Origin of the sequence: Spirosoma sp. KNUC1025, assembly GCF_045160025.1 — a bacterium.
GTDB lineage: Bacteria > Bacteroidota > Bacteroidia > Cytophagales > Spirosomataceae > Spirosoma.
Map to the genome: position 1 here is coordinate 2,524,485 of NZ_CP087139.1, position 23,453 is coordinate 2,547,937.

The 23,453-nt window shown below is 49.5% G+C and carries 18 protein-coding genes and 1 pseudogene; 12 read left to right on the forward strand and 7 right to left on the reverse strand.

Going from position 1 to position 23,453, the window contains the following annotated elements:
• Positions 1 to 94 precede the first annotated feature (94 nt).
• Both fsa and LN737_RS10965 read right to left on the reverse strand, forming a co-directional pair.
• The gene (fsa, locus tag LN737_RS10960) at positions 95 to 763 is read right to left on the reverse strand and encodes a fructose-6-phosphate aldolase (protein ID WP_405518767.1); all 669 of its coding nucleotides are present in this window, start codon (positions 761 to 763) and stop codon (positions 95 to 97) included.
• A 120-nt stretch (positions 764 to 883) separates the two neighbouring features.
• Positions 884 to 2,047, reverse strand: coding sequence for a galactokinase (locus LN737_RS10965; RefSeq protein ID WP_405518769.1), 1,164 nt, complete (start codon positions 2,045 to 2,047; stop codon positions 884 to 886).
• A 350-nt stretch (positions 2,048 to 2,397) separates the two neighbouring features.
• On the opposite strand from LN737_RS10965, the gene LN737_RS10970 reads away from it, so the two are divergent.
• Together LN737_RS10970 and LN737_RS10975 are read left to right on the forward strand one after the other, a co-directional pair.
• On the forward strand, positions 2,398 to 3,117 hold the full coding sequence (locus LN737_RS10970; RefSeq protein ID WP_405518770.1) for a tetratricopeptide repeat protein: 720 nt from the start codon (positions 2,398 to 2,400) through the stop codon (positions 3,115 to 3,117).
• Positions 3,118 to 3,136: 19 nt separating this feature from the next.
• Positions 3,137 to 4,135, forward strand: a complete 999-nt coding sequence (locus LN737_RS10975; RefSeq protein WP_405518772.1) for a phosphotriesterase — start codon at positions 3,137 to 3,139, stop codon at positions 4,133 to 4,135.
• 79 nt (positions 4,136 to 4,214) lie between these two features.
• Here the strand turns inward: LN737_RS10975 and LN737_RS10980 are convergent.
• Positions 4,215 to 6,142 (reverse strand): annotated as a pseudogene (locus tag LN737_RS10980) (DNA polymerase III subunit gamma/tau).
• A 243-nt stretch (positions 6,143 to 6,385) separates the two neighbouring features.
• On the opposite strand from LN737_RS10980, the gene LN737_RS10985 reads away from it, so the two are divergent.
• From LN737_RS10985 to LN737_RS11025, 9 genes are all read left to right on the forward strand, one after another.
• Entirely contained in the window at positions 6,386 to 8,494 is a 2,109-nt protein-coding gene (locus tag LN737_RS10985; RefSeq protein ID WP_405518774.1) for a SusC/RagA family TonB-linked outer membrane protein, read from the forward strand.
• 32 nt (positions 8,495 to 8,526) lie between these two features.
• Positions 8,527 to 9,546 (forward strand): TonB-dependent receptor domain-containing protein, encoded by a 1,020-nt coding sequence (locus tag LN737_RS10990; RefSeq protein ID WP_405520374.1) that lies wholly within the window; start codon positions 8,527 to 8,529, stop codon positions 9,544 to 9,546.
• A 10-nt stretch (positions 9,547 to 9,556) separates the two neighbouring features.
• Positions 9,557 to 11,092: a RagB/SusD family nutrient uptake outer membrane protein gene (locus LN737_RS10995; RefSeq protein ID WP_405518779.1), complete on the forward strand. Its 1,536-nt coding sequence runs from the start codon at positions 9,557 to 9,559 to the stop codon at positions 11,090 to 11,092.
• A 157-nt stretch (positions 11,093 to 11,249) separates the two neighbouring features.
• Positions 11,250 to 12,314 (forward strand): LamG domain-containing protein, encoded by a 1,065-nt coding sequence (locus tag LN737_RS11000; RefSeq protein WP_405518780.1) that lies wholly within the window; start codon positions 11,250 to 11,252, stop codon positions 12,312 to 12,314.
• Between the two features lie 104 nt (positions 12,315 to 12,418).
• Entirely contained in the window at positions 12,419 to 13,708 is a 1,290-nt protein-coding gene (locus LN737_RS11005; RefSeq protein WP_405518782.1) for an extracellular solute-binding protein, read from the forward strand.
• 76 nt (positions 13,709 to 13,784) lie between these two features.
• On the forward strand, positions 13,785 to 14,636 hold the full coding sequence (locus LN737_RS11010; RefSeq protein WP_405518784.1) for a carbohydrate ABC transporter permease: 852 nt from the start codon (positions 13,785 to 13,787) through the stop codon (positions 14,634 to 14,636).
• Between the two features lie 79 nt (positions 14,637 to 14,715).
• Complete coding sequence (locus LN737_RS11015; RefSeq protein ID WP_405518786.1) at positions 14,716 to 15,528, forward strand: carbohydrate ABC transporter permease; 813 nt, start codon at positions 14,716 to 14,718, stop codon at positions 15,526 to 15,528.
• A gap of 48 nt (positions 15,529 to 15,576) precedes the next feature.
• The gene (locus LN737_RS11020; RefSeq protein WP_405518787.1) at positions 15,577 to 16,881 is read left to right on the forward strand and encodes a hypothetical protein; all 1,305 of its coding nucleotides are present in this window, start codon (positions 15,577 to 15,579) and stop codon (positions 16,879 to 16,881) included.
• Positions 16,882 to 16,933: 52 nt separating this feature from the next.
• Positions 16,934 to 18,046: an ABC transporter ATP-binding protein gene (locus tag LN737_RS11025; protein ID WP_405518789.1), complete on the forward strand. Its 1,113-nt coding sequence runs from the start codon at positions 16,934 to 16,936 to the stop codon at positions 18,044 to 18,046.
• Between the two features lie 3 nt (positions 18,047 to 18,049).
• On the opposite strand, the gene LN737_RS11030 is transcribed toward LN737_RS11025, so the two are convergent.
• Positions 18,050 to 18,856: an ion transporter gene (locus LN737_RS11030; protein ID WP_405518790.1), complete on the reverse strand. Its 807-nt coding sequence runs from the start codon at positions 18,854 to 18,856 to the stop codon at positions 18,050 to 18,052.
• 43 nt (positions 18,857 to 18,899) lie between these two features.
• A complete protein-coding gene (locus LN737_RS11035) occupies positions 18,900 to 20,222 on the reverse strand; it encodes an MFS transporter (protein WP_405518792.1) in 1,323 nt (440 codons plus the stop codon).
• A gap of 365 nt (positions 20,223 to 20,587) precedes the next feature.
• Here LN737_RS11035 and LN737_RS11040 point away from each other — a divergent pair, with 365 nt between their 5' ends.
• Positions 20,588 to 21,298 (forward strand): GNAT family N-acetyltransferase, encoded by a 711-nt coding sequence (locus LN737_RS11040; protein ID WP_405518793.1) that lies wholly within the window; start codon positions 20,588 to 20,590, stop codon positions 21,296 to 21,298.
• Positions 21,299 to 21,414: 116 nt separating this feature from the next.
• Here the strand turns inward: LN737_RS11040 and LN737_RS11045 are convergent, their stop codons facing one another.
• Both LN737_RS11045 and LN737_RS11050 read right to left on the reverse strand, forming a co-directional pair.
• Positions 21,415 to 22,266 (reverse strand): oxidoreductase, encoded by an 852-nt coding sequence (locus tag LN737_RS11045; RefSeq protein ID WP_405518795.1) that lies wholly within the window; start codon positions 22,264 to 22,266, stop codon positions 21,415 to 21,417.
• 82 nt (positions 22,267 to 22,348) lie between these two features.
• Positions 22,349 to 23,251, reverse strand: a complete 903-nt coding sequence (locus tag LN737_RS11050) for an AraC family transcriptional regulator (RefSeq protein WP_405518797.1) — start codon at positions 23,249 to 23,251, stop codon at positions 22,349 to 22,351.
• Between the last annotated feature and the right edge of the window lie 202 nt (positions 23,252 to 23,453).

Sequence of the window (23,453 nt, forward strand, 5' to 3'; positions counted from 1 at the left end):
AATCGTCACTCGTTAGTCATTGGTCATTGGTCATTGGCCATTCGTACGATTGATTTACCAATGACGAATGACCAATGACGTGTTGACTCTTTATTTACTTCTTCACCGGCAGATTAGCCTTTTCGTGGTCGGCAAGGAATTTCGCCAGTCCACTATCAGTAAGTGGGTGATTCAGCAGTGCTTTAATAACGCTCAGTGGGGCCGTCATAACATCGGCTCCAATTTCAGCGCATTTGATGATGTGCATTGGGTGACGAACTGATGCTGCCAGTACTTCGGTCGTGAAACCGTAGTTGGTGAAAATCGTTACAATTTGTTCGATCAACTCCATCCCGTCGGTCGAGATGTCGTCCAGACGACCGACGAATGGCGATACAAATGACGCACCCGCTTTGGCCGCTACCAGCGCCTGACCCGCTGAGAAAATCAGCGTACAGTTGGTACGAATGCCTTTTTCCGAAAAATATTTAATGGCTTTTACACCGTCGGCCGTCATCGGTATTTTAACAACGATGTTCTCGTCGATTTCGGCAAGCTCATCGCCTTCCTTAATCATCTCCTCATATTTGATCGAGATCACCTCCGCGCTGACATCGTTTCCTACGATTTCGCAGATTTGTTTATAATGGCGCATTACGTTTTCTTTTCCAGTAATGCCTTCTTTTGCCATCAGCGAAGGATTGGTTGTTACCCCATCGAGGATACCCATCTCCTGGGCCTCACGAATGTCGGCCAGATTAGCCGTATCAATGAAAAATTTCATAGTTAAATTGAAGTTAATTAAGTGAGTCAGTCGTCCGTTGATGAGTTAACCTGTCTGTAAGTCGATGAATCGGTCTGTTCATTACGTACGAATTGACCCCTGCATCGACTGATTAGCGGATTAACTCACTAACTCATTCACAACGTGCGTTCCATCCTGGATTTTGCAGACGTGAATGTACGTATCTTTCCCCGTTTGGGCTTTGTATTGTTTTATAATATGGTCAGTAAAGGCTTCAAGTGAATCTTCCCTTACCAGGTTAATGGTGCAACCGCCAAATCCTCCGCCCATCATGCGGGCCCCCAAAACACCAGGCTGGTGACGAGCAATATCGACCAGTATATCCAGTTCAGTGCAACTTACTTCGTACCAATGGCTTAGCCCTTCATGTGAGCCATACATGAGCTGTCCGAATGAAGCTACGTCGTTGGCTTCCAGCGCAGCCACGCCATCCAGCAGCCGCTGATTTTCCTGAACGACATAAGCACACCGACGATAAATCAACGGTTCGGTATCGCGCAGATGTTCATCGAGCATAGCCATCGTTACGTCGCGCAGGCTTTTGATATCCGGGTAAAAAGTTTGCAGGAATCGTACCCCTGCTTCACATTCCGCCCGGCGGGTATTGTACTCTGACGCAACCAGGGAATGTTTTACCCGAGAGTCGCACAGAACAATGCTAATGCCTTCCATGCGTAACGGCGCGTAGGTATATTCGAGCGAACGGCAGTCGAGCTTGATAACGTGATCGGCTTTGCCCATCATGCTCGCAAACATGTCCATAATACCGACTTTTGCACCAACAAAGTCGTTTTCGGCCCGTTGCGATAACTTCAGCAATGTTATTCGGTCGAGGCCTAATCCGTAGAGTTCGTTCAGGGCAAAACCAACCCCATTTTCAAGCGCTGCTGACGACGACAAGCCCGATCCCATCGGAATCGTTCCGCTAAAAACGCAGTTGAGGCCGCTAATGGGATAATCAGCCAGACGGAATTGAGCAAGTACGCCAAGCAGGTAATCGGCCCACGTATTTGTCGGCTGTAAGTTGCTGAGCGAGCCTGTATAGGTTTTATTCAGATCATGGGCAACGAAATGAAGTTCATGATCGGTACGAGGGCTAACCGCTAGATAGATGGCTTTATCGATGGCCGCTGGAAGGACAAAGCCTTCGTTGTAGTCGGTATGTTCGCCAATGAGATTGACACGGCCGGGGGAGCAAATCAGCAAAGGATCAGCGTGGAACAGATGCTGAAACGACGTAGTGAGTTGGCTAATCAGATCCATGTTGGGTTTAAAAGTTAGCGGTTCGTCGTTTACATACAGACAACCGCTAAACAGAATAACCGTCGTTTTTAACAGAAGCTGGGATAGACGGAAACAAAAAATGGCAAACCAATGTCTCACCGCTACGACCACCTACCCTTGCTTCGGTCAAGACCTGGGGGATTCAGCAGGAGCTGGTAGCACCGATTTGCCGATGCAAACTTACGCAATTCTTCACCAAACGACAAAATTTCACCCGTACCTTTGCTGTGAATAATATTAATTGTGAATGAGTGAATGAGTTAGTGAGTGAAATAATTCTGCGTCAGCTATTCACTCGTTTACTCATTCGCTCATTCGCTCATTTAAAAATGAAGCGTTCGTATTACATCGTACTTTTTATTTTCTGCTCGCTAATCGCCTGTAATTCATCGGATACCTATGTTGAACAGGGGAGAGCTTATTTAAAAGAGGGCAAGTTTCGGGAGGCTGTTCAGTCGCTGAATCAGGCTATTGAAGCGGATGAGACAAACCCGGAAGCGTTCAACTCAAGGGGGGTGGCTTATTTTGAATTGAAAGAGTACGCCAATGCCGCGCTCGACTACGATCAGGCGATTAAGCTCGAACCCGAGTTTTACCGGTCTTATTACAACCGGGGCCTGTTGAAAGCCGCACAGAATGATCAGGCAGGGGCTATAAAGGATTATTCAGAAGCCATACGGTTAATGCCCGACACCAGTCGAAGCCTGAGTGCTGAAATCTTTCTGAACCGGGGCCAATTGTTTGCCCTACAGGGACAAATCCAACCTGCTCTGACGGATTTCTCGCAGGCCATTACGTTAGATCCGAAAAATTCGCTGGCCTTATACAATCGGGGTAATCTGCGGTTCCAGCAGAAAGACCTTACCGGCGCTATTGCTGATTTTCAGAAAGCAGTGGAGGCCGACCCGAAATTTGGGAAAGCATTTTATGGGCTCGGTATTGCGCAGATGGTTCATGATGAGCGCGAAAGTGCCTGCCTGAACCTGAAACAGGCTCAGCGGCTGGGTTATGCGGATGCCGAAAATGCAGTAAGGGAATATTGCCAATAAAACGAAACAACCGTAAACGATGTACTCCCGTCGTTCGTTTCTGCGAAGTTCACTGATGGGGCTGCTGATGGCCGGTAAACCCAAACGGATCGTTCATACCGTAACGGGCCCTGTGTCGGCGGCTGATATGGGGCTTGCCCTTGTTCATGAGCACGTACTGGTAGACTTTATTGGGGCCGATAAGATTTCGCCTGATCGCTGGAGTCGGACTGAAGTGATGGCTAAAATGCTGCCCTATTTGCAGGAATTAAAACGGCTGGGATGCCAGACGATGCTGGATTGTACACCGGCTTATTTAGGCAAAGACCCTTTGCTCTTAAACGAATTATCCGAACAGTCGGGCGTACGAATTCTTACCAATACGGGCTATTACGGCGCGTCGGATAATAAATTTCTTCCGGCTCACGCTCTTACCGAAACGGCTGATCAATTGGCCAACCGCTGGGTGGGCGATTTTCAGAAGGGTATCGATTCCACTGGCATTCGACCCGGTTTTATCAAAATCGGTGTTAATCCGGGACCATTATCAGAACTGCACCGAAAACTGATCATGGCGGCCGCCCGCACACACAAGCGCACAGGGCTAACCATCTGCTCGCATACGGGTCCGTATGTGCCCGCTTTTGAACAGATTGACGTATTGAAACAGGAAGGTGTTCGGCCTGATGCGTTTGTTTGGGTTCATGCACAGGGCAATAATATGGTGCATTACGCTCGGGCAGTCCGGGAAGGGGCGTGGGTGAGTTTGGATGGACTCGACCGGACTAATGTGGCAATTTATGCCGAAACGCTGTTGCTCCTGAAAGAAAATCGGTTTCTTCACCGAATCCTCTTGTCGCACGATGCGGGTTGGTACGACCCTGCCAAACCCAATGGCGGCACGATCGATCGGGATTATACAGTCTTGTTTAAGCAGCTTATCCCCGATCTCAACAAACGCGGATTTACCCGAAAAGACTGGAAACAGATTTTAGTCGAAAACCCTATGGAAGCCTTTGGTCTGGAACCAGGATTTTAAAGAGATTAAAAAGATTGGCGGGATATGGTCAGTACGAAAATCCTGTTAATCATTTTAATCCTTAAAATTCTAGTTCAGATCAGTAATCCACTTCCAGATTCAAAACTTTCCGCAGATCGTGCAGGGCCGGATTTTTTTCAGCCAGGTAGTTGAACTTGTCCTGTGAACTGTAGATCATTTTCTTCACTTCCTGAACCACTACTTTATGCTCAACCTGAATCTGACTGTTCTGAAGTTCATTCCGCAGGTAACCCAACAAATCAGGCTTTAGCTCCGTGAGGTAGCCCACCTGCAACGTATTGTCGAGCGTCAGGTGAATGATTGTCCCATCGAGCACCAGCTCCCGGTTTAGCACAACCTGCTCCGACGTAATATCGTTTTGTTGCCGACGCATTCGGGCAAATGTAATCCAGGCATCCTGCAAATCTTCGAATGTAAACGCCTTATCGGGGCGGGCAGGTGTCTTTATAGCGACTTCCTCGTCCGTCTCGGCAGTAGCCTGAGCTGGTCCGGCTGTTAGCGAAACTGTTGAGCGGAGTCGACTGCCAGCGGGCCGCGTCAGCGGGGCTATTTGTGGTCTGGCTGGCTGAGTAGCTACAGGTGCCGCTACGGTAGTCGCCCCATTTGTCGCTATTCCTGATTGGCCGTCTCCGTTTGTAGGAGTTACCGGTTTGATGCTCGTACCGTTCGTTTCTGCACCGTTGGAAGACGTAGTCGGCTGATAACCTTGAATCGGTTCACTCGTGACCGGATGCGTTTCAGTTAACGAATGGCCATTGTCAGGTGAGGGCTGTGGACTGCCGTTTTTTTTTCGGCTGACAGCGGCTCAGAATTTCTTACTATCGTCGGATTTCCGTCTACGGTACGTGCCCCGTTCAGCGGCAGTTCCGGCAGCGATTCCCAGTTGAGCAGGTTTCGCAGGTTGGCCAGTTTCATCAGCCACAATTCGGTATGCAGCCGCTGATCTTTAGCCTGTTTGTAATTCAGGTCACACTGACTGCCCGTACTTAAAGCCGATAGCAGAAACGACATCGGTGCCCGCGCCGACTGATCGAGGTATTGCCGACGAACGGTTTCGGTTACCTGCAGCAACTGTACCGTAGCGGCATCTTTACACACCAGCAAATCACGAAAATGACGACACAAGCCAACCACGAACTGATGCCCGTCGAACCCCTTCCGTAAAATTTCATCGACCGTTAGCAGGCTCTGCGACAGGTTTCCCGCCAGCAGCAAATCGGTCAGTTTAAAGTAATAATCGTAATCAAGAATGTGCAGGTTGTCAAGCACTTCCTTGTACCGAATGACCCGGTCGGCAGCAAACGTTACGTTCAGATCGAACATCGACAACGCATCCCGCAAGCCGCCGTCGGCTTTCTGAGCGATCAGATCAAGGGCTTCCGTTTCGGCAGTGATGCCTTCTTTCTCAGCAATTTTTGCCAGATGGTCGGCAATGTGCTGCGGCTGAATCCGGTTGAAATCGAAGATCTGACAGCGCGACAGAATCGTGGGCAGAATTTTATGCTTCTCGGTTGTAGCCAGAATAAAAATGGCGTAGGAGGGAGGCTCTTCCAGCGTTTTCAGAAATGCGTTGAAAGCCGCTGAGGAGAGCATATGCACCTCATCAATAATATAAATCTTGTATTTGCCCGACTGGGGCGGATAACGTACCTGGTCGATCAGGTTCCGAATGTCCTCAACGGAGTTGTTGGAAGCGGCATCCAGTTCATGGATATTAAATGACGCATTCTGATTAAAGCTTACGCACGATTCACACTTGTCGCAGGCTTCGCCCTCGGCAGTCAGATTCTGGCAATTGATTGTTTTGGCTAAAATACGGGCGCAGGTGGTTTTACCCACGCCACGGGGTCCGCAGAAGAGAAACGCCGACGCTAGATGATTGGTCTTAATGGCGTTTTTAAGGGTAGTCGTAATGTGTTCCTGCCCCACGACGGTATCGAAGGTAGCCGGACGGTACTTGCGGGCCGAGACCACGAAATTTTCCATACCCAAAGTTAGTACGGTCGGGGCGGAAAGGCAAACCGAGTGATCGTCCTTTCGGTAAATCCTTTAAAAACTGACCGTTTAAAAGAAATAAGGGCTATTTCATCAAAAAGCCCATAATCCATGCAACATGATCTAACATTTATCGTCTGTTTTTGTATTATTGCTTGAAATAAGAGTAGTATTTATTGAGACGTTGTCTTATTTAAATTACTAGCGGCTCTTAGTTAACTCAGCGTAAATTATATGAAGTATACGTTTATCATCCTACCTATCAGGAGACTTGCCTGTGCTTCACTTTTCATGTATGTCGCTACCTGCTTACCGGCGACTACACTTGCACATAACCGACTTCCAGACCGTTTATTCGTAGCAGACCGACCCGTAACCGGGCGGGTAGTTGATGCTAAAAGCCAGCCGTTGCCGGGCGTAAGCGTATTACTGAAAGGTACTTCCAAAGGAACGACGACTGATGCCAACGGGCGCTTTCAATTGAGCGTTCCCGATCAGGGAGCTGTTCTACAGTTTTCGTATATAGGGTATGTTACGCAGGAAATTAGTCTGGGCAATCAGAGCGATGTGAACGTAACGATGGCCGACGATGCCAAAGCGCTCAATGAAGTGGTGGTGGTAGGCTATGGTACGCAGAAAAAAGCCGATTTGACCGGGGCAGTGTCTACCGTTACAGCCAAAGACATTGGCCGATTGCCTGTTGGCGGTATCGATCAGGCTCTACAGGGGAAAGCTGCCGGTGTTCGCGTAACGCAGTCTACGGGGCAACCGGGTGAAGGCGTTTCGATACGTATCCGGGGTGTAGGAACCATTAACGACAATAGCCCGCTTTTCGTGATCGACGGCGTACCGACCAAAGACCCATCCAGCCTGCTGAATCCGAACGATATTGAAAGTATGTCGGTGCTGAAAGATGCGTCGTCGGCCGCGATTTATGGCGCTCGTTCGGCCAATGGCGTTGTCGTGGTGACTACCAAGCGTGGTCAATCGGGTGCTCCCCGGATTTCGTTCAACAGTTATACCGGTATCCAGCAGCATGGACGGCTGATTCCAATGGCTAATACGGCCGAATACGTCCAGATTTACAATGAAGCTGCGAATACCGACAATGCCGCTATTGGTGATCCAACGCTTTACCGAAAGCTGATTACGGCTGACCCCAGTACGTTGCCCAATACTGACTGGCAACGGGCTATTTTCCGTACGGCACCCATTCAAAATTATCAACTGTCGATCAGTGGGGGCACCGAGCGTTCGCACTACCTGATTTCGGGTAACTACTTCGACCAACAGGGGATTATCCTGAATTCAGGCTATAAACGGTACGCCCTGCGGACGAGTCTGGATACGGATATAAAAGGCAAATTAAAAATTGGTACTAACGTTAACCTTACGTTCTCGAAGCGCAGTATTGTTGGTAGTTCGGGCGATGGGTATGGGGGAAACGGCGGCAGTATCGTTCGGTATGCCTTGTTTCGTACGCCAGCCATTGCCATCTACGATTCGACCGGAAATTATACGGATTTGCCCGCGCGGCCTGATCTCTACGGTGATGGATACAACCCGGTGGGATTAGCGAATAAACAGGACAATAAAGAAAATCAGTATCGGGTATTCGGTAATCTGTTTGCCGAGTGGCAAATCACAAAAGACCTGCGGTTTCGTTCGGATGGCGGGCTGGATCTGTACATCATCAATCGCAAAACGTACAACGAAAACTGGGGCACCAACGGGCGGATTAACAGCCCTGCTTCATTAAGTGATCGCATCAGCACCGTCAGTAACCTGAACTGGAACAACACGCTGAATTATACCCACACATTCGCCGAAAAACACGACGTATCGGCCTTGGTAGGGATGGAAGCCATTCAGAATATCAGCCGCGATCTGGTAGGTTCCGACCGGAATTTCATTGACCAGGACCCCAACCTGCGTTACCTCGGGCGCGGCAACGATCCACTGGGGCGCTCCTCTTCCGAGGGCGATCAGCGCTGGAAACTGCTCTCGCAATTTATCCGGCTGAACTACGCTTATCAGAACAAATACCTGGCTACGGTCAACATTCGGCGGGATGGTTCTTCGCGCTTTTCACCGCAGAATCGCTACGCTACCTTCTTTTCGGGGTCTGTAGGGTGGAACATCGATCAGGAAACGTTTTTTCAACCACTAACCAGCGTTGTGTCGGCCCTGAAAGTGCGGGCGAGTATCGGGCAACTTGGCAATCAGGATATCGGGAATTACCCGTATGCATCCATCGTCGGGAGCGGCTATAATTATCCGTTGGGCAATCCGCAACAGACTAACAACGGCTACGCCATTACCAGCCGGGAAATTCTACCGTAAAATGGGAAGCATCGACCCAGACCGATATAGGCATAGATGCGGCCTTTTTTCAGAATAAACTACAGCTAAACGTCGACTATTTTATCAAGACTACTTCCGATATGCTGGTGCCTATACCGGTTCCCCGCTCGGGAGGTACGTCGGGCGTCCCCTATGTCAATGCCGGGCGGGTAGAAAACAGGGGTGTCGAACTGGATTTAACGTACCGAAATCGGGTTGGGCCGGTTACGTTCGACATAACCGCCAACGGCTCGTTCATCCGCAACAAAGTCATCTCACTCAGCGATGGTCGCCCGATTCCGGGTGGACGTATCGACAACGGCATTTTCGCTACGCTGACCGAGCCGGGCTATCCTATAGGGTCGTTTTACCTGCTGACGCAAACCGGTATCTTTCAAAATAAAGAAGAAATATTTACCAGCGCGTTTCAGGGAAATACCATTCAGCCCGGCGACGTAAAATTCGCAGACATAAACGGAGACGGACGCATCGATCAGACTGACCGTTCGCACGTTGGCAGCCCGATTCCGACGCTGCTGTATGGACTAACGGCCAATGTTCAATGGAAAGGGTTCGATCTGTCGGCATTTTTTCAGGGTGTATCGGGCAATAAGATTTATTACCAGGTGGCCACTGATATCGAAGGATTTTATCGGTCATTCAATATTTCCAAACGGGTAGTCGACGATCACTGGCGGGGCGAAGGAACGAGCAATACACAGCCCCGAGTATCGTGGCAGGGCTCGTCAAACAACAAGCAGTCGTCTACGCGCTTTCTGGAAGATGGCGCTTACACACGCCTGAAAAACCTGCAAATCGGCTATACACTGCCCGCTAAACTGAGCCAGAAAATCGGCTCATCGAGTGTACGTATCTACCTGGCGGGTCAGAACCTGCTGACATTTACGAAGTACCCAGGGCTTGATCCGGAGCAGCAAAGCAGTGACAATGTCAATAACGAACAGTTCAGGGGCGACGTAGCAGTTGGTATCGACTGGGGTACGTATCCGAGTGCGAAAACGTACACCATAGGCTTAAATGTGAATTTTTGAACGTAACGTTATGAACCGAATTTATTCATTGTTTCTGAGTACTTGCCTGCTCATGCTGGCAACAGTCAGCTGCAAAAATTACCTGGACGAACAGCTGCTCGGCAACTACTCCGATGGAGCTTTCTACCAGACGCAGGCGCAGGCTATTCTGGCCATCAATGCCGCCTACACTCCCCTGACATTTTCGAGCGACCGAAACCGGCTGTGGGTATTCGGCGACGTAGCGTCCGACGATGCTGCGAAAGGGGGCGACCCCGGCGATCAGGCCGATATAGGTTTGATTGACAACTTCCAGATTTTTCCGAGCAACGGCCCCGTTGAATCACAATGGGGGGAGATGTACGAAGGGATTTACCGGTGTAATCAGATTCTGACCAGGGTGCCCGGCATCAGCATGGACGCCAACGTTAAAAAACGAATTCTGGGTGAAGCGCGGTTCCTGCGGGCGCTGTATTATTTCTATCTGGTCAATATTTATGGCCCCGTGCCACTCCTGCTCGAACCCAAAAATGCTGATCAGCTCCAGATTACGCAGTCGCCGGTGCAAACGATTTATGAGCAGGCCATTGAACCCGATTTACAGGAAGCCATCAATAACCTGCCCGCTACGTATACCGGTGCCGACGTTGGGCGGGCTACCAAAGGTGCGGCTACGGCTCTGCTGGCTAAGGCGTATCTGTACGAGAAAAAATGGCAACTGGCCGCAACGACAGCCGCACAGGTACAGGCTATGGGCAATTATTCTCTTTTGCCGGTATTCGCGCAAAATTTCGATCAGGCGCATAAAAACAGCGCTGAATCCGTTTTTGCCGTTCAGCACCTGACCGGACAGGTGCCGTTTACCGGAAATCGTCTGAATCAGTGGTTTGCACCCCGCCAAAATGAAAACGGCTATTTTTTCAACGCACCCACGACCGGTTTCGTCAACGAATTTGAGAAGACCAGCGCGGGCGTCGTTGACCCTCGGCTCGATTATACCGTTGGGCGGGCGGGTAAACCCTGGGTCAATGGCGAACCTTTTGACCCGACCTGGTCGCCAACGGGCTATCTGACCAAAAAACATGAGCAACCGTTAGCCGAAATTCCCAGCAGTACAAAAGGCGATGGCAACCTGAACTACGTAACGATCCGCTATGCCGACGTACTGCTGTGGCAGGCCGAAGCGCTGAATGAACTCGGTCGTTCGGCAGAAGCATTGCCGTTGCTGAACCAGGTCAGAAAACGGGCGCGGGAAAGCTACCTCAACGATCCGGCACTGAAAGCAACCGTTTCTGGGCCGGGCTCGGTAACGGCTACAGGTGGTATTCCAAATGGTTTGCTTCCCGACGTAACAACAACGGTTCAGTCGAGTCTGCGCGAGGCCATCTACCACGAACGGCGGGTTGAGTTAGGTCTTGAGTTTCACCGGTTTTTCGATTTGATGCGTTGGGGCAAAGAGTATGCTCAAGCTGCATTACGGGATAAAACGACGTTTACCTACGAAACCAATCGCTATTTCCCGATTCCGCAAAGTGAACGGGATACCAACAAAGCGTTGAAATTTTAAATGAATAATCTGAAAACCCCTAATCCCCTGAAGGTCGGACGGCCGCTGCCGGACTTAATTCGAATGCGAGCCAAGTCCGGCAGCGGCCGTCCGACCTTCAGGGAATTTAGAGGTTAAACATCAACTTCTTACCAATCAATTTAACTCCTAACAATCCATGAAAAACAATTCATTTTCTGTTCGCTCACTGTTGAGTGTACTATTTGCCTTCGTGTTGCTGATGGTCGTGTTTGAGTCCTGTAAAAAGGAAGATAACCCAGTCGCTGTAACGGTTGATAAATCAAGATTAAAAGCTCGTTTGGACAGTGCCAATGCGGGCTACGCTCTAGCGGTGGAAGGAGCGCAGGTCGGGCAGTTTGAAGCAGGCTCCAAGGCGGTATTTAAAACGGCCATCGATGCCGCTAATACGGTGTACAATAATACAAACGCTACGCAATCGGATGTCAACAATGCGTACGTCAATCTGGGTCAGGCGGGTCTTCTCTTTCTGAGCAAGCAGGTGCAGCAGATTGCTCCGGCTAATCTGGTTCTTTATCTGAAAATGGATGGAGACACAAAGGATGCTTCCGGTAAGGGCTTTGACGGTACTTTAAAAGCGGGAAGTTCACTCTGGGGAGCCGGTACGCCAACGCTAACAAAAGACCGATATGGGGTTGATAATAAAGCCTATCATTTCTTCAAAGGGGGTAATATCGAAGTGCCTTACAACTCGGTTTTAAATCCTTCGAAAGAAATGACAGTGAGCGTATGGGCGCGTATGGATTCCAGTAATGCAAACAACTACATACTGGGTCTGAATCGCTGGAATGGCTATAAGTTAAATATCCAGCAGGCAAATTATGCCTTCTTTACGGTTAAAACAACGACGGGAATTATCGACCATGACAATGCGAATCCTCCATTGGATCTTAACAAATGGTATCTTATCACCGTCACGTATAAAGAGGGTCTAATGAATTTCTACCTCAATGGTACGTTGACAAAAAGCTGGGATAAGCTAACTGGAACACCCGTATCTGTGAAGAATACAATTAATCTGGCCATTGGGCAGGATTTGCCAACCAGTCTGTACGGTACGAGTGACAAGGATGACGCCGACGGTAATAATTTCTATGGCCCGTGGGGCGGATATTTCCGTGGCGATCTGGATGAATTACGTATTTATAACGTGGCGTTGAGCGATACCCAGATAAAGTCGATTTACACCGCTGAAAAACCATAATTCATTATTTTTATTTTGTTTTCCGGCGAGGGAGGAATCGTAATGCTTCTCATTTGAAAAGCTCTGGATTCCTCCTTCGCTGAAGAACAAAAAACGATATAGTCTTGCTACGTCTTCAACTCGCTCTTCTGATCTGTCTGTTAGTGCTGGCTGGCTGCCACCGCGACGATGCCACGCAATCGCACACACTCACATTTTGGTGTTCTAACAATGCCGGAGAAATTGCGTTTGCGAAAGAGTTTACGACCCGCTGGCAGCGTACCCGACCCGATAAGCCGCTCCGTTACCAGCCAATTCCCGAAGGACAATCGAGCGAAGAAATCATTCTGGCGTCGGTAGTGGGCAAAACCACACCCGACATTTACGCCAATATGTGGCAGGGGAGCGTAGAAATGTACGCCAAAGCGGGGGTGCTTATTCCGCTCGATAAGCTCAAAGGTTTTACCGAATTTATTACCGCTCGTTGCGATAGTGCCGTTATCCGGGAAATTACGTCGTCGGACGGGCATATTTATCAGGTACCGTGGAAAGTGAATCCCATTATGCTGGTTTGCAATAAACGGGCTGTCGATGGACTTCAGCGGGTCAGGCCACCGTATACATATGCGAGTTACCTCGATGCCGGTCGGCAGCTTAAACAGGATAAAAACGGCGACGGCTACGTTGATCAGTGGCTGGGCTATACGGAGGTAAAAGCTATCTGGTACGAACGGCTATTCAACTTTTATCCGCTCTATCTGGCGGCTTCCAACGGAGCTCCGCTCATTGCCAACAACCGGGCGGCTTTCAACAACAAGTATGCCGTTGACGTATTCCGGTTTTTACAAACTCTTTACAAAGACAACTATTTTGCCCGCGAGCGGCTGTCGGCTACGCGTGACCCTTTTCTGGCGCAACGTATTGCTTCGCAGTTTACAGGACCCTGGACAGTTGGGTTTCTGGAAAAATTTAAAGATCCGGGTTTTGAATACGATACGTATACCATGCCCGTTCCCGACAATCATCGCGGTCCTGCTTATACGTATGGTGATCCGAAAAATATTGTCATTTTCAATACCTGCCGTGACCCGCAGGCCGCCTGGGAGTTCGTCAAAACGCTGGTTGACAAGCCCGGCGATTTACGGCTTATGGAATTGACCGGTCAGTTTCCACGCCGGAGAAACATAGACACCGACGCTTATTTTGCCAATTTTTTGTCGAAAAATCCGCGTTTACGTCCGTTTGCGCAACAGACCCGCTACATCAAAGGAGTAGACAATTGCGAAGTGATCGTCGAAGTCTTTGACATCATCTCACAGGAATACGAAGCCTGTGTCATCTTTAACAAAAAAACACCCGAAGCCGCCATTGCCGATGCCGCAAAGGCGGTCGACATACTTTTGGGAAATGATTGAATGATTGAATTACTGAATGACTTTTTCACTACAATTCTATCATTCTATCATTCTATCATTCAGTAATTCAATCATTATGAAAAAGTGGACGCCTTATTTGCTGGTTTCGCCGTACATCCTTCACTTTTTGGTGTTTGTGGCGTTTCCGGTTGTCTTCTCGATAGTGCTGACGTTTCATAGCTGGAATATCATTTCGCCGATGAAGTACGTTGGGCTGGCGAATTATGAGCACGTATTTAACGATCGTCTGTTCTGGCAGGCGGTCTGGAATACGATACGTTTCCTGATTCTGCATATTCCGTTACAGATTGTGGTGGCGCTGGCGCTGGCCGAGCTGTTGAACCGAACGATACGGGGTGCCGCCTTTTTTCGGGCCGCTTTTTTTCTGCCAGTGATTGTGTCGGGAGTGGTCGTTACGATTTTGTGGCAGCAGATGCTGAGTTTCAACTCCGGTGTTCTGAACCGGATGCTGGTCGCGTTAAGTTTGCCGCGCGTATCCTGGCTCGACGACCCGGAGGTCGCCATGTATTCGATTGCTATTATGGCTACCTGGAAAAACGTGGGGCTGTACATCATCCTGTTTCTGGTTGGCCTACAATCCGTACCGATGCAGTATTACGAGGCCGCCGATCTGGAGGGAGCGACCAACTGGCAGAAGTTCCGCTACATTACGTTGCCGATGATTAACCCAACCATTTTTACGGTTGTCGTCCTGTCGACGATTGGCGGCTTTTCGTTGTTTGTTGAACCCTACATCATGACTGGGGGCGGGCCGATGAACAAGACGCTCTCGGCAGTTATGTACATTTACCGACAGGCGTTTCAGTATTACCACATGGGGTATTCGGCAACGCTTGGCTTCTGTTTTGCGCTGATAATTCTGTTTGTTGTTATCATTCAACGGCGATACGTTGAGCAGGAAATTTAAGAAGTCGTCCGTTGTGTTTAGTGGCCATCAAACGCAGGCTATCAATGACCAATGACGAATGTTCTACTGACTAAAAATAATGGTTCAGACGATACTGAAATACACCCTTCTGATTCTGGCGGCACTGTCGTTTATCTATCCGTTTATCTGGATGGTGAGCGCATCTCTATCGTCGGAGAACGGGCTGGGTGAGCTGGCGCTGCTGCCGGTAAACTTTACATGGAGCAACTACGTAACGGTTTTCACAAAAATTCCGCTCGACCGGGCATTTCTGAATAGTGCCTTTGTCGCCGTCGTCACAACGGGGTTAGTGCTTGTGTCGGGAGCGATGGTCGGGTATGCCCTGGCCCGGCTCGATTTTGTGGGGCGTACCTGGATTTTTTACCTGATCATCTTTACCATGACTCTGCCCTTTCAGATAACGCTCATTCCGAATTACATTACGATGGTGCGGTTAGGCTGGGTCGATACGTATTTTGCCCTGATTGTGCCGTTTGCGCTCAATTCGCTCTCGATTCTGCTGTTCCGGCAGGCATTTCAGAGTTTACCACAGGCACTGATTGATGCGGCCCGGATGGATGGCGCTGGCGAATTTCGGATCATTTTTCAGATTCTCGTCCCGAATATTTTGCCAACCGTTCTGACCATTACGATCCTTACGTTCATGGGTATCTGGAATGAAGCGTTGTGGCCGCTTATCGTTATCCGCGACGAGTCGACGATGACCATGCCTCAGTTGGTAACGTTATTTTCGGTAGGCGGACGAGCCGAAGGGTTGTTGGGCGTGAAGATTGCAGCTGCCGTTTTGCTGGCCATTCCGATTGTGATTTTGTACCTGTTTTTTCAGAAACACTTTATCCGCAGCATGGCCTCCACTGGGTTGAAAGATTAGTTTATTGACCGCTTTACCATTTCGACAGAAGGATACTAGAAAAACGTTATGACCCGACCCGCTTTAGTGCGATTGCTGGTGATTCAGATACTGCTCTTCGCTTTTTCGTGCAAGAAGGAGCAGCCAGCCGCTCAGACAACCCCGCCAGCCTCACGCTACGTTAATCTCTCGCATCTGGATAGGCTTTATCAGACCGTGAAACTAGCGTCCAATAATGTTGAAGTGGGTACAATCGCTATTTACAGCGAAGCACCGGATTACCACCTCGTAACCGACGCCGACGAGGGGTTCACCTGCGTCGATGACGTAGCGCGGGCTGGCCTTTTTCTGCTGCGCGAACCCGATCTGGCAACCAGTACCGAAAAACAGACCATGCTGCGGACAACTACCGAGTTTGTGCTTCAGCTGCAAGCCGAGAATGGCTACTTCTACAATTTTCTCTGGCCGGATCGGACAATCAACAAAACATTCCAGACGAGCGTAGCCGAAGCTAATTTCTGGTCGTGGCGGGCCATGTGGCTGTTAACCGAAGCGTACCCATACTTTCAGAAAGCCGACGCTACGCTGGCCGCACGCATGCAGGCTGCTACGCAAAAAATTACGGCTAATATGGTGCGGGACTTTGGCAACAAACCGAAGGAATACAATTTTATCAGTGGTATTCAGGTACCAAAGTGGTTGCCGTTTGGGTCCGGTACCGACCAGGCCGCAATTATGATGCTCAGCCTGAACAATTTGTACCAGCAAACTCCGAACAATGACGTGCTAAAGCTGATTGAACTGTTGGGCGATGGTATTGTCGCGATGCAGTACGGCGATGCGGGCAAGTATCCCTACGGCGCCATCCTGAGCTTTGAAAATACCTGGCACGCCTACGCCAGCGATCAGTCGTATGCACTGCTGCGTGTCGGTAAAGCGCTGAATAAATCCGACTGGATTACGGTCGCCCGGCGCGAAATTGATAATTTCTACCCTTATCTGATTAAACTGAACTACCTGGAATCGTTTTCGGTGAAACAACCGGGTACTGAGATTCAGCCGATAAAAAGCAGTCAGGTTTCGCAGATTGCCTACGGCATTCGACCGATGGTTTGGGCTGCGCTGGAAGCTTATGATCAAACCAAAGACACCAAATATGCCGACCTGGCCGGGCAGATAGCCAGTTGGTTTTTGGGTAAGAATGTCGCCAATACAGCTATGTACGACGTAACGACCGGGCGTGGCTACGACGGGATTGGAGCCAGCGCTGTTAACCGAAATTCAGGAGCCGAGTCTACCATTGAGTCGCTCTGGGCATTTCAGCGGATCGAGCAATACCCCGAGGCTGTAAAAGCGCTGGAAAAATATAAATAGTTTACGGGTCAGGGTAAACAGCAGACTGAATACCGAACCCAATACAAATATTATGGCTGAAGTTGTACTCCGTCACATCGCTAAAGCGTATGCGGGTGGACCAAGGGTGATTAAGGATGTATCGATTGATGTGCAGGACCGCGAATTTGTGGTGCTGGTTGGGCCGTCAGGTTGTGGCAAATCGACTCTGTTGCGGATGATTGCCGGGCTGGAGGAGATTACTGATGGCGACCTGCTGCTCGATGGGCAACGTATCAATGACCTGGCTCCAAAGGATCGAGACATCGCCATGGTGTTTCAGAATTATGCACTCTACCCGCATATGAACGTGTACGACAACATGGCTTTTGGACTGAAGCTGCGGAATATGTCGGACTACGACATTCGGGAAAGGGTAACGCGGGCTGCGAAAATTCTGGAAATCGAAAACCTGCTCGACCGCAAGCCCAAAGATATGTCGGGCGGTCAGCGCCAGCGCGTGGCCATTGGACGGGCCATTGTACGCAACCCCAAAGTTTTTTTGTTTGATGAACCGCTCAGTAATCTGGATGCCAAGCTGCGCGGGCAAACCCGTATCGAACTGCAAAAACTTCATCGGGAGCTTAAGGCAACAATGATTTACGTAACGCACGATCAGGTAGAAGCCATGACGCTGGGCGACCGGATTGTGGTGCTACGTAACGGCGATGTGATGCAGTACGACACGCCCCTTGAGCTGTATAACCATCCCGCCAATCTGTTCGTCGCCGGATTTATCGGCACACCACCTATGAATTTTGTGTGGGGCCAGATAACTGGTACGGATAAAACGATTGGGTTTGAAAGTACGCGTGGCTCCGTTCGGATTGATCTGTCAACATCAACGCATAGAGACGTACTAAAACCGTATCAGAACCGGGAGGTGATATTGGGCATTCGGGCCGAACACATGCGCGAACGGCCAATCGGGGCCCAACGCCTGTATTGTGCTCAACCGACTTTATCGATTGATGCCGTGGAGCACATGGGCAGCGAAATTCTGGCTTATTTTATGGTGGAAGGTCGGCGTTTTGTCGCCAAATTAACCGGCGATGCCTCCGTCCGATTCGGTGAGCCCGTTACGTTTTTCTGGGACATCGGCAAAGCTCATTTCTTCGATGCCCAGACTGAACAGGCTATTCGCTAGACATCAATGATCGGTAAGGGGTTTGCCGCAATGCGGACAATACATGGACCTTGATTTCTTCTGTACCCGGATGTGTTCGTTGAATCCGGAAACCAGAATACCCGTTGGCAGCGCAAACAGACCAATACCCATTATGGCTGAGATGCCGCCTAAAAATTTCCCTAAAGGCGTGATGGGATGAATATCGCCGTAGCCAACGGTTGTCATGGCCGTAACGCCCCACCACATGGTCGCCGGAATACTCGAAAATTTATCGGGCTGAGCGGCATGTTCGACATAGTACATCACACTCGACACGATAATCAACATGAATATGACGAGCGTCGTACTGAGAATCAGCTCCTCCTTTTTTTCGGCGACTACGTTCTGAATCAGGCGAAAAGCATGTGAGTAGCGAGAAATCCGAAACAACCGGAAAATTCGGAACAGCCTCAATATTCTGACAATGGCCAGATCGGTTGCAAAGAGCGAGAAATAGAACGGGAAAATCGCCAGAAAATCAATGAGTGCGGGAGTCGAAAAAACGTACCGCAGTCGTCCCCAGAACGGATGGTGGTATTTCTCATTTTCAACGCTGACCCACACCCGCAGTAGGTATTCAACGGTGAAAAAGCCAACCGAAAACAGTTCAAAATCGTAGAAGATCCGTGCAAAACGCCGGTTGTATTCGGGAACCGTATGCAGCACAATGGCAATGGCGTTCAGCGTGATGATGGTAATCAGCAACAGGTTTACGATCAGGCTCAGTCCACGGCGTTTTCCCGCCGAGGTTTCCAGAATTCGGTAGAGTGATTTGCGAAGGTGATCCATGCGCTTTGCGGTAGGTACCGCAAGCTACATTTCTTCTTCTGAACTACGAATGTATTGTCCGGTAATATCGAAGCGTAATGAACGTAATGATCAACGCAACAATGGCTAAGCCGCCCGCCAGCAACCCGATGGTAGGGGCCTGGACGTAGCTCAACGCATGACCTGCTACGAACGAGCCGGCAATGTCCGACAGATTAACAAAAGCCATGTAGGTTGTAAATTGAGAGCCTTCGACCCCCTTCCGGCAGAGCGCCATCAGTACAGGCATGGCGGATACACTGATGCTGGGGTCCATAAAATAAAGCACCACCAGTCCTGTCTGTGCCATCTGCCGATGAATCCATAAAGCAGACAGACTGTTGAATGTAAGCAGGTATACCACGATCACACTCATTACCATGATCAGCAGCCGACGTGGGCCAATCCGGTCGGCCACGAACCCTCCCGCAAGAGCCACGGCCGTTGCTACGATCATGCCATACGTACCGGTCAATAAGGACACCGACGTATCAGCCCAGCCAAGTTCCTGAATCAGGTGGTAATTGTAAGCCCGTAGAAACAGGCTGATGCTGAAATAGGCCATAACTATAGAACCGAACAGTAACAGGCTTTGTCGGGAAAACAAACCGCGAAATAACTCGGTGAACAACCATCGAAAATCAGGCTCTGCCGGGTCCGTTTTTTGAGCGGTAATTACTAGGGTTTTGGGCGTTTGGCGGCCGAAGGAAGGTAGTAGACGGTCGCCAGAGCGTTCGCGGATGAAACATGTCAGGAGGGTTAATGTCAGTAAACTCAGCGACTGGATCAGGGCTGCGGTGAAGAAGCCGTATGAACGTAGAAGCTGGGAAAAGACAGCGGCCCCTACTCCGATACCGATCAGAAAGCCAGCGCGCATGAAGGCATTGACCCGTCCTCGCTCATTTTCGGGAATAGTGCTGATGGCCATTGCATCCACACTGGCATCCTGAATAGATGCACAAATGCTATGACCGAAAAAAAACCACGCCAACGTAGTGATCTGTCCAACGGGGTTATGCACAAACAAAATACCCAGCGACGCCAGAAAAGCCATGAACTGCGCGCCAATTACCCAGGGTTTTCGGCGACCCATGGCCGATTGCTGATATCGGTCAATAATTGGTCCCCAAACAAACTGAAAAGCCCAGGGTAGCCCGACGATGGCCGTGAATGAACCGATAGCAGCCGGGTTTACGCCTTCAGCGGTCAGGTAATTTGTCAGGGCCGTCAGCGCGAATCCGGATGGCAGACCCTGCATTACGTATAAATAAAAAAAGACAACGTACCGTAAGGGCTGACTTCGACTAAGGGTAAGTGGATAAACAGGAGGAAAAGTAGAAGCAGCCATACGTCAGATAGAATCCAGTCACAGAGCCGCTTAGCAAACTGTGCAGACGTATAGGACTTCCTGATTAATAATTATGTTTTGACCACTAACGAACTATCCTGAAAAAAAACCGTTATGGTATTGCAAGACCCGGATAATCTCTCTAACATTGTTCGCGTTTTCACAAAAACCAATGGCAAAGCTCGTTTACATACCGACTTTCTTCCATACTACGCCATTTCGGTTTAGGTCCGAAAGGACTATCTCTTTTTGTTTGCCTATGTGGTAGACGTTTCCGCATTTTTTCTCGTTCATTTTTCACAACAAACCAGCACGGATTACGCTGTCTCCGTATTTGCGGCTTTACAACCGCCCAATAAACGACAATGATCACCCCAGAAATAGTTAACGATCAATATATTATTCAGGTAGCCAATGAGAATCATCTGCGGCTGGCTGAAACCATCTGCCGTGAAATGGAAGAGAGCGCCAAAGCCCGGGGAACCGGTATTGCCAAGCGTTCGCCCATTTATATTATGGAGAAGATGCTGGAAGGCAAAGCCATTGTCGCCACAACGCTGGCCGATGAATGGGTTGGCTTCTGCTATATAGAAACGTGGGACCACGGTAAATTCGTGGCCAACTCCGGTCTGATTGTCCACCCTGATTACCGAAAAAGCGGTATCGCTACGCATATCAAAGCCAAGGCTTTTGAATTATCGCGGACGATGTTTCCGACGGCGAAGATCATTGGGATTACTACCAGTCTGGCCGTTATGAAAATCAACTCGGACCTGGGGTATCAGCCGGTAACGCTTAGTGAATTGCCGGGCGATGAGGCTTTCTGGAAAGGCTGCCAGACCTGCACCAACTTCGATATTCTGACACGCACAAATCGGAAGCACTGCCTGTGTACGGGTATGCTGTATGATCCGGAGGAGCACAGAAAAGAAGAGAAAAAGGAAAAGTGGAATTTCCTGAAAGAATCTACGCTTTATGAGCGCTGGATGCGTATTAAAAAGCGTATTCTGATGCGCTTGAACCCATCGGATCGTTCCCGTTCCAAAAAAACCGAGCGCGAACTGGAGCCAGCCTGATCACGAACTGGTGAGATAATACGTCTCTGAAAATAAACCAGGTAGATTTTATAGCTCAACGCCCACGTTTCTGCAGAAACGTGGGCGTTGTTTTTTGTAGGGATTTAGTTCGCTCGTCAGGCGGGCTGCATGTCAAAACCAGTTGAAACGGTCAATGATTTCCACGTTTCCAGATCTGTTTGTATAGCGTTCATTTTGGCGTAAGCCATGTCGTAAGCATCCTGCCCTAAAAACAGATGGAGGGGTGGATTTGGCGCAGACGCCACCTGAATAATAGCGGCTACGGCTTTCTCCGGATCACCCTGTTGATTGCCGTTTATTGCCTGCTGGTGCACAGTCTGCGACTGCCTGACAGCTTCGTAGGCGTCGATCTGATGCCTTGGAACCGTTAGTGAGTTGGCTGTCAGAAATTCCGTTCGGAAATAACCCGGCTCAACAATGGTCACGTTGACACCAAAATCGCTCACTTCATTGGCCAGCGATTCCGAAAAACCTTCGACCGCAAATTTGGTCGCGCAGTAAATTCCCCAGCCGGGAAAACTACCCGAAAACCCGGCAATTGATGAAATATTGAAAATATGCCCGGATTGCTGGCGCCGGAGGTGTGGCATAACCTGACGAATGACGTTCAGGGTGCCAAATACATTGACGTCAAAATTCTCGCGCGCTTCCTCATCCGTCAGTTCTTCAAGGCTGCCCAGCAGGCCATACCCCGCATTGTTGACAACTACGTCAATTTGGCCAAACTGCTCGATGGTGCCTGTTATTGCCGCTGCTACACTGCTTTCTGTCTTCAGATCAACGGCCAGTGGCAGAAAGTCATCCACAGGGCCTACTGCCCGGTGCAGGTCGTCGATATTTCGGGAGGTGGCGGCTACTTTATAGCCAGCTGCCAGTAATTGTTTAACCAGTGAAAGACCAAGTCCTTTTGAGGCTCCGGTAATAAACCATACTTTATTTGCGTCCATACGTCTGTTCGTTTTAGTACGACAAAAGTAGTGGGATACGTAGTTGGGTAGGTTGCGCTGGTCAAACGGATGATTGCAAAATTCAAACAATCCGATAGGAGGACGGGGTTTGTTGGGTTTGTTTCTTGAAAAAATTATTGAAATGCGCTGGTTCTTCGAATCCGAGGCTGTAACTAATCTGGGCAATGTTCCAGTCTGTATGTTTGAGAAGCGCTATGGCCTCGCTAAGCAGCCGTTCGGCAATGTGGTCGGTCGTCGTTTTGCCGGTTGTTTCGCGGATAGAACGGTTCAGGTGGTTGACATGTACCGCCAATTGTTCGGCAAAATCCTTGGCGGATCGCAACGAAAAGCGCTGACTGGGCGATTCAATAGGAAACTGTCGTTCCAGAAGTTCAGTGAAAACTGCCGTTATCCGCGATTTGGCATCTGCGTGTTGATAGAGGGTTTCCGACGGCTCCATTTTCAGCGCGTAATGAATCAGCTCTGTTACGTAACTCTGGATCAGATCGTACTTGTAGCGGTAATCAGAACTGATTTCGTCCAGCATTTTCTCAAACAACTGGCTTACCTGTTCGTCCTGCTGTGGGCTTAGCGGATAAGCGGGTTTGCCGCCTGGCATAAACATCGGCAGTTCATTCAAGCCGCCCCGCATACGCTCGTTGAAGAAGCCATCCTTAAAAATACAGAAGAATCCGGTTTTGTCGTCAGAAAGAGAAGACCAGGTATAGGGAACGTGTGGATTGAAAAAGATAAGCGTAGCGCCGGCAATTTCGATGCTCTTGTCAGCGTAATGATAGGCGTTACGTCCGCGAATCAGACTGATTTTATAAAAATCCCGGCGGCTGTACTGCATCGGGGCTGCATCAGCTTTCAGGCAGTCTTCGAGCCGAAACACATTGAAGCGCATCATATCCTGATGCAGGTTTTGCGGGAGCCAGTTAAATTTTTGCTGATAGAAGTCCTCGATTGTCTCCGTCTTTTTCATGAAACAAAGTTACGTAATTCAAACCAGACCTGTACGTATCACTGACGAATCGATCGGGCTGGGCGAATTAGGGCCGCTTTGGTCGGTTTACCGTTTGAAAGGTTCTTTGTCGGAAAGAAACGATAATTTTTTACCTTTAATAAATGGCTATAGGGCATAAAACCCTATTAATCGAACGTACCGGCTGATGCAAATAAGCCTC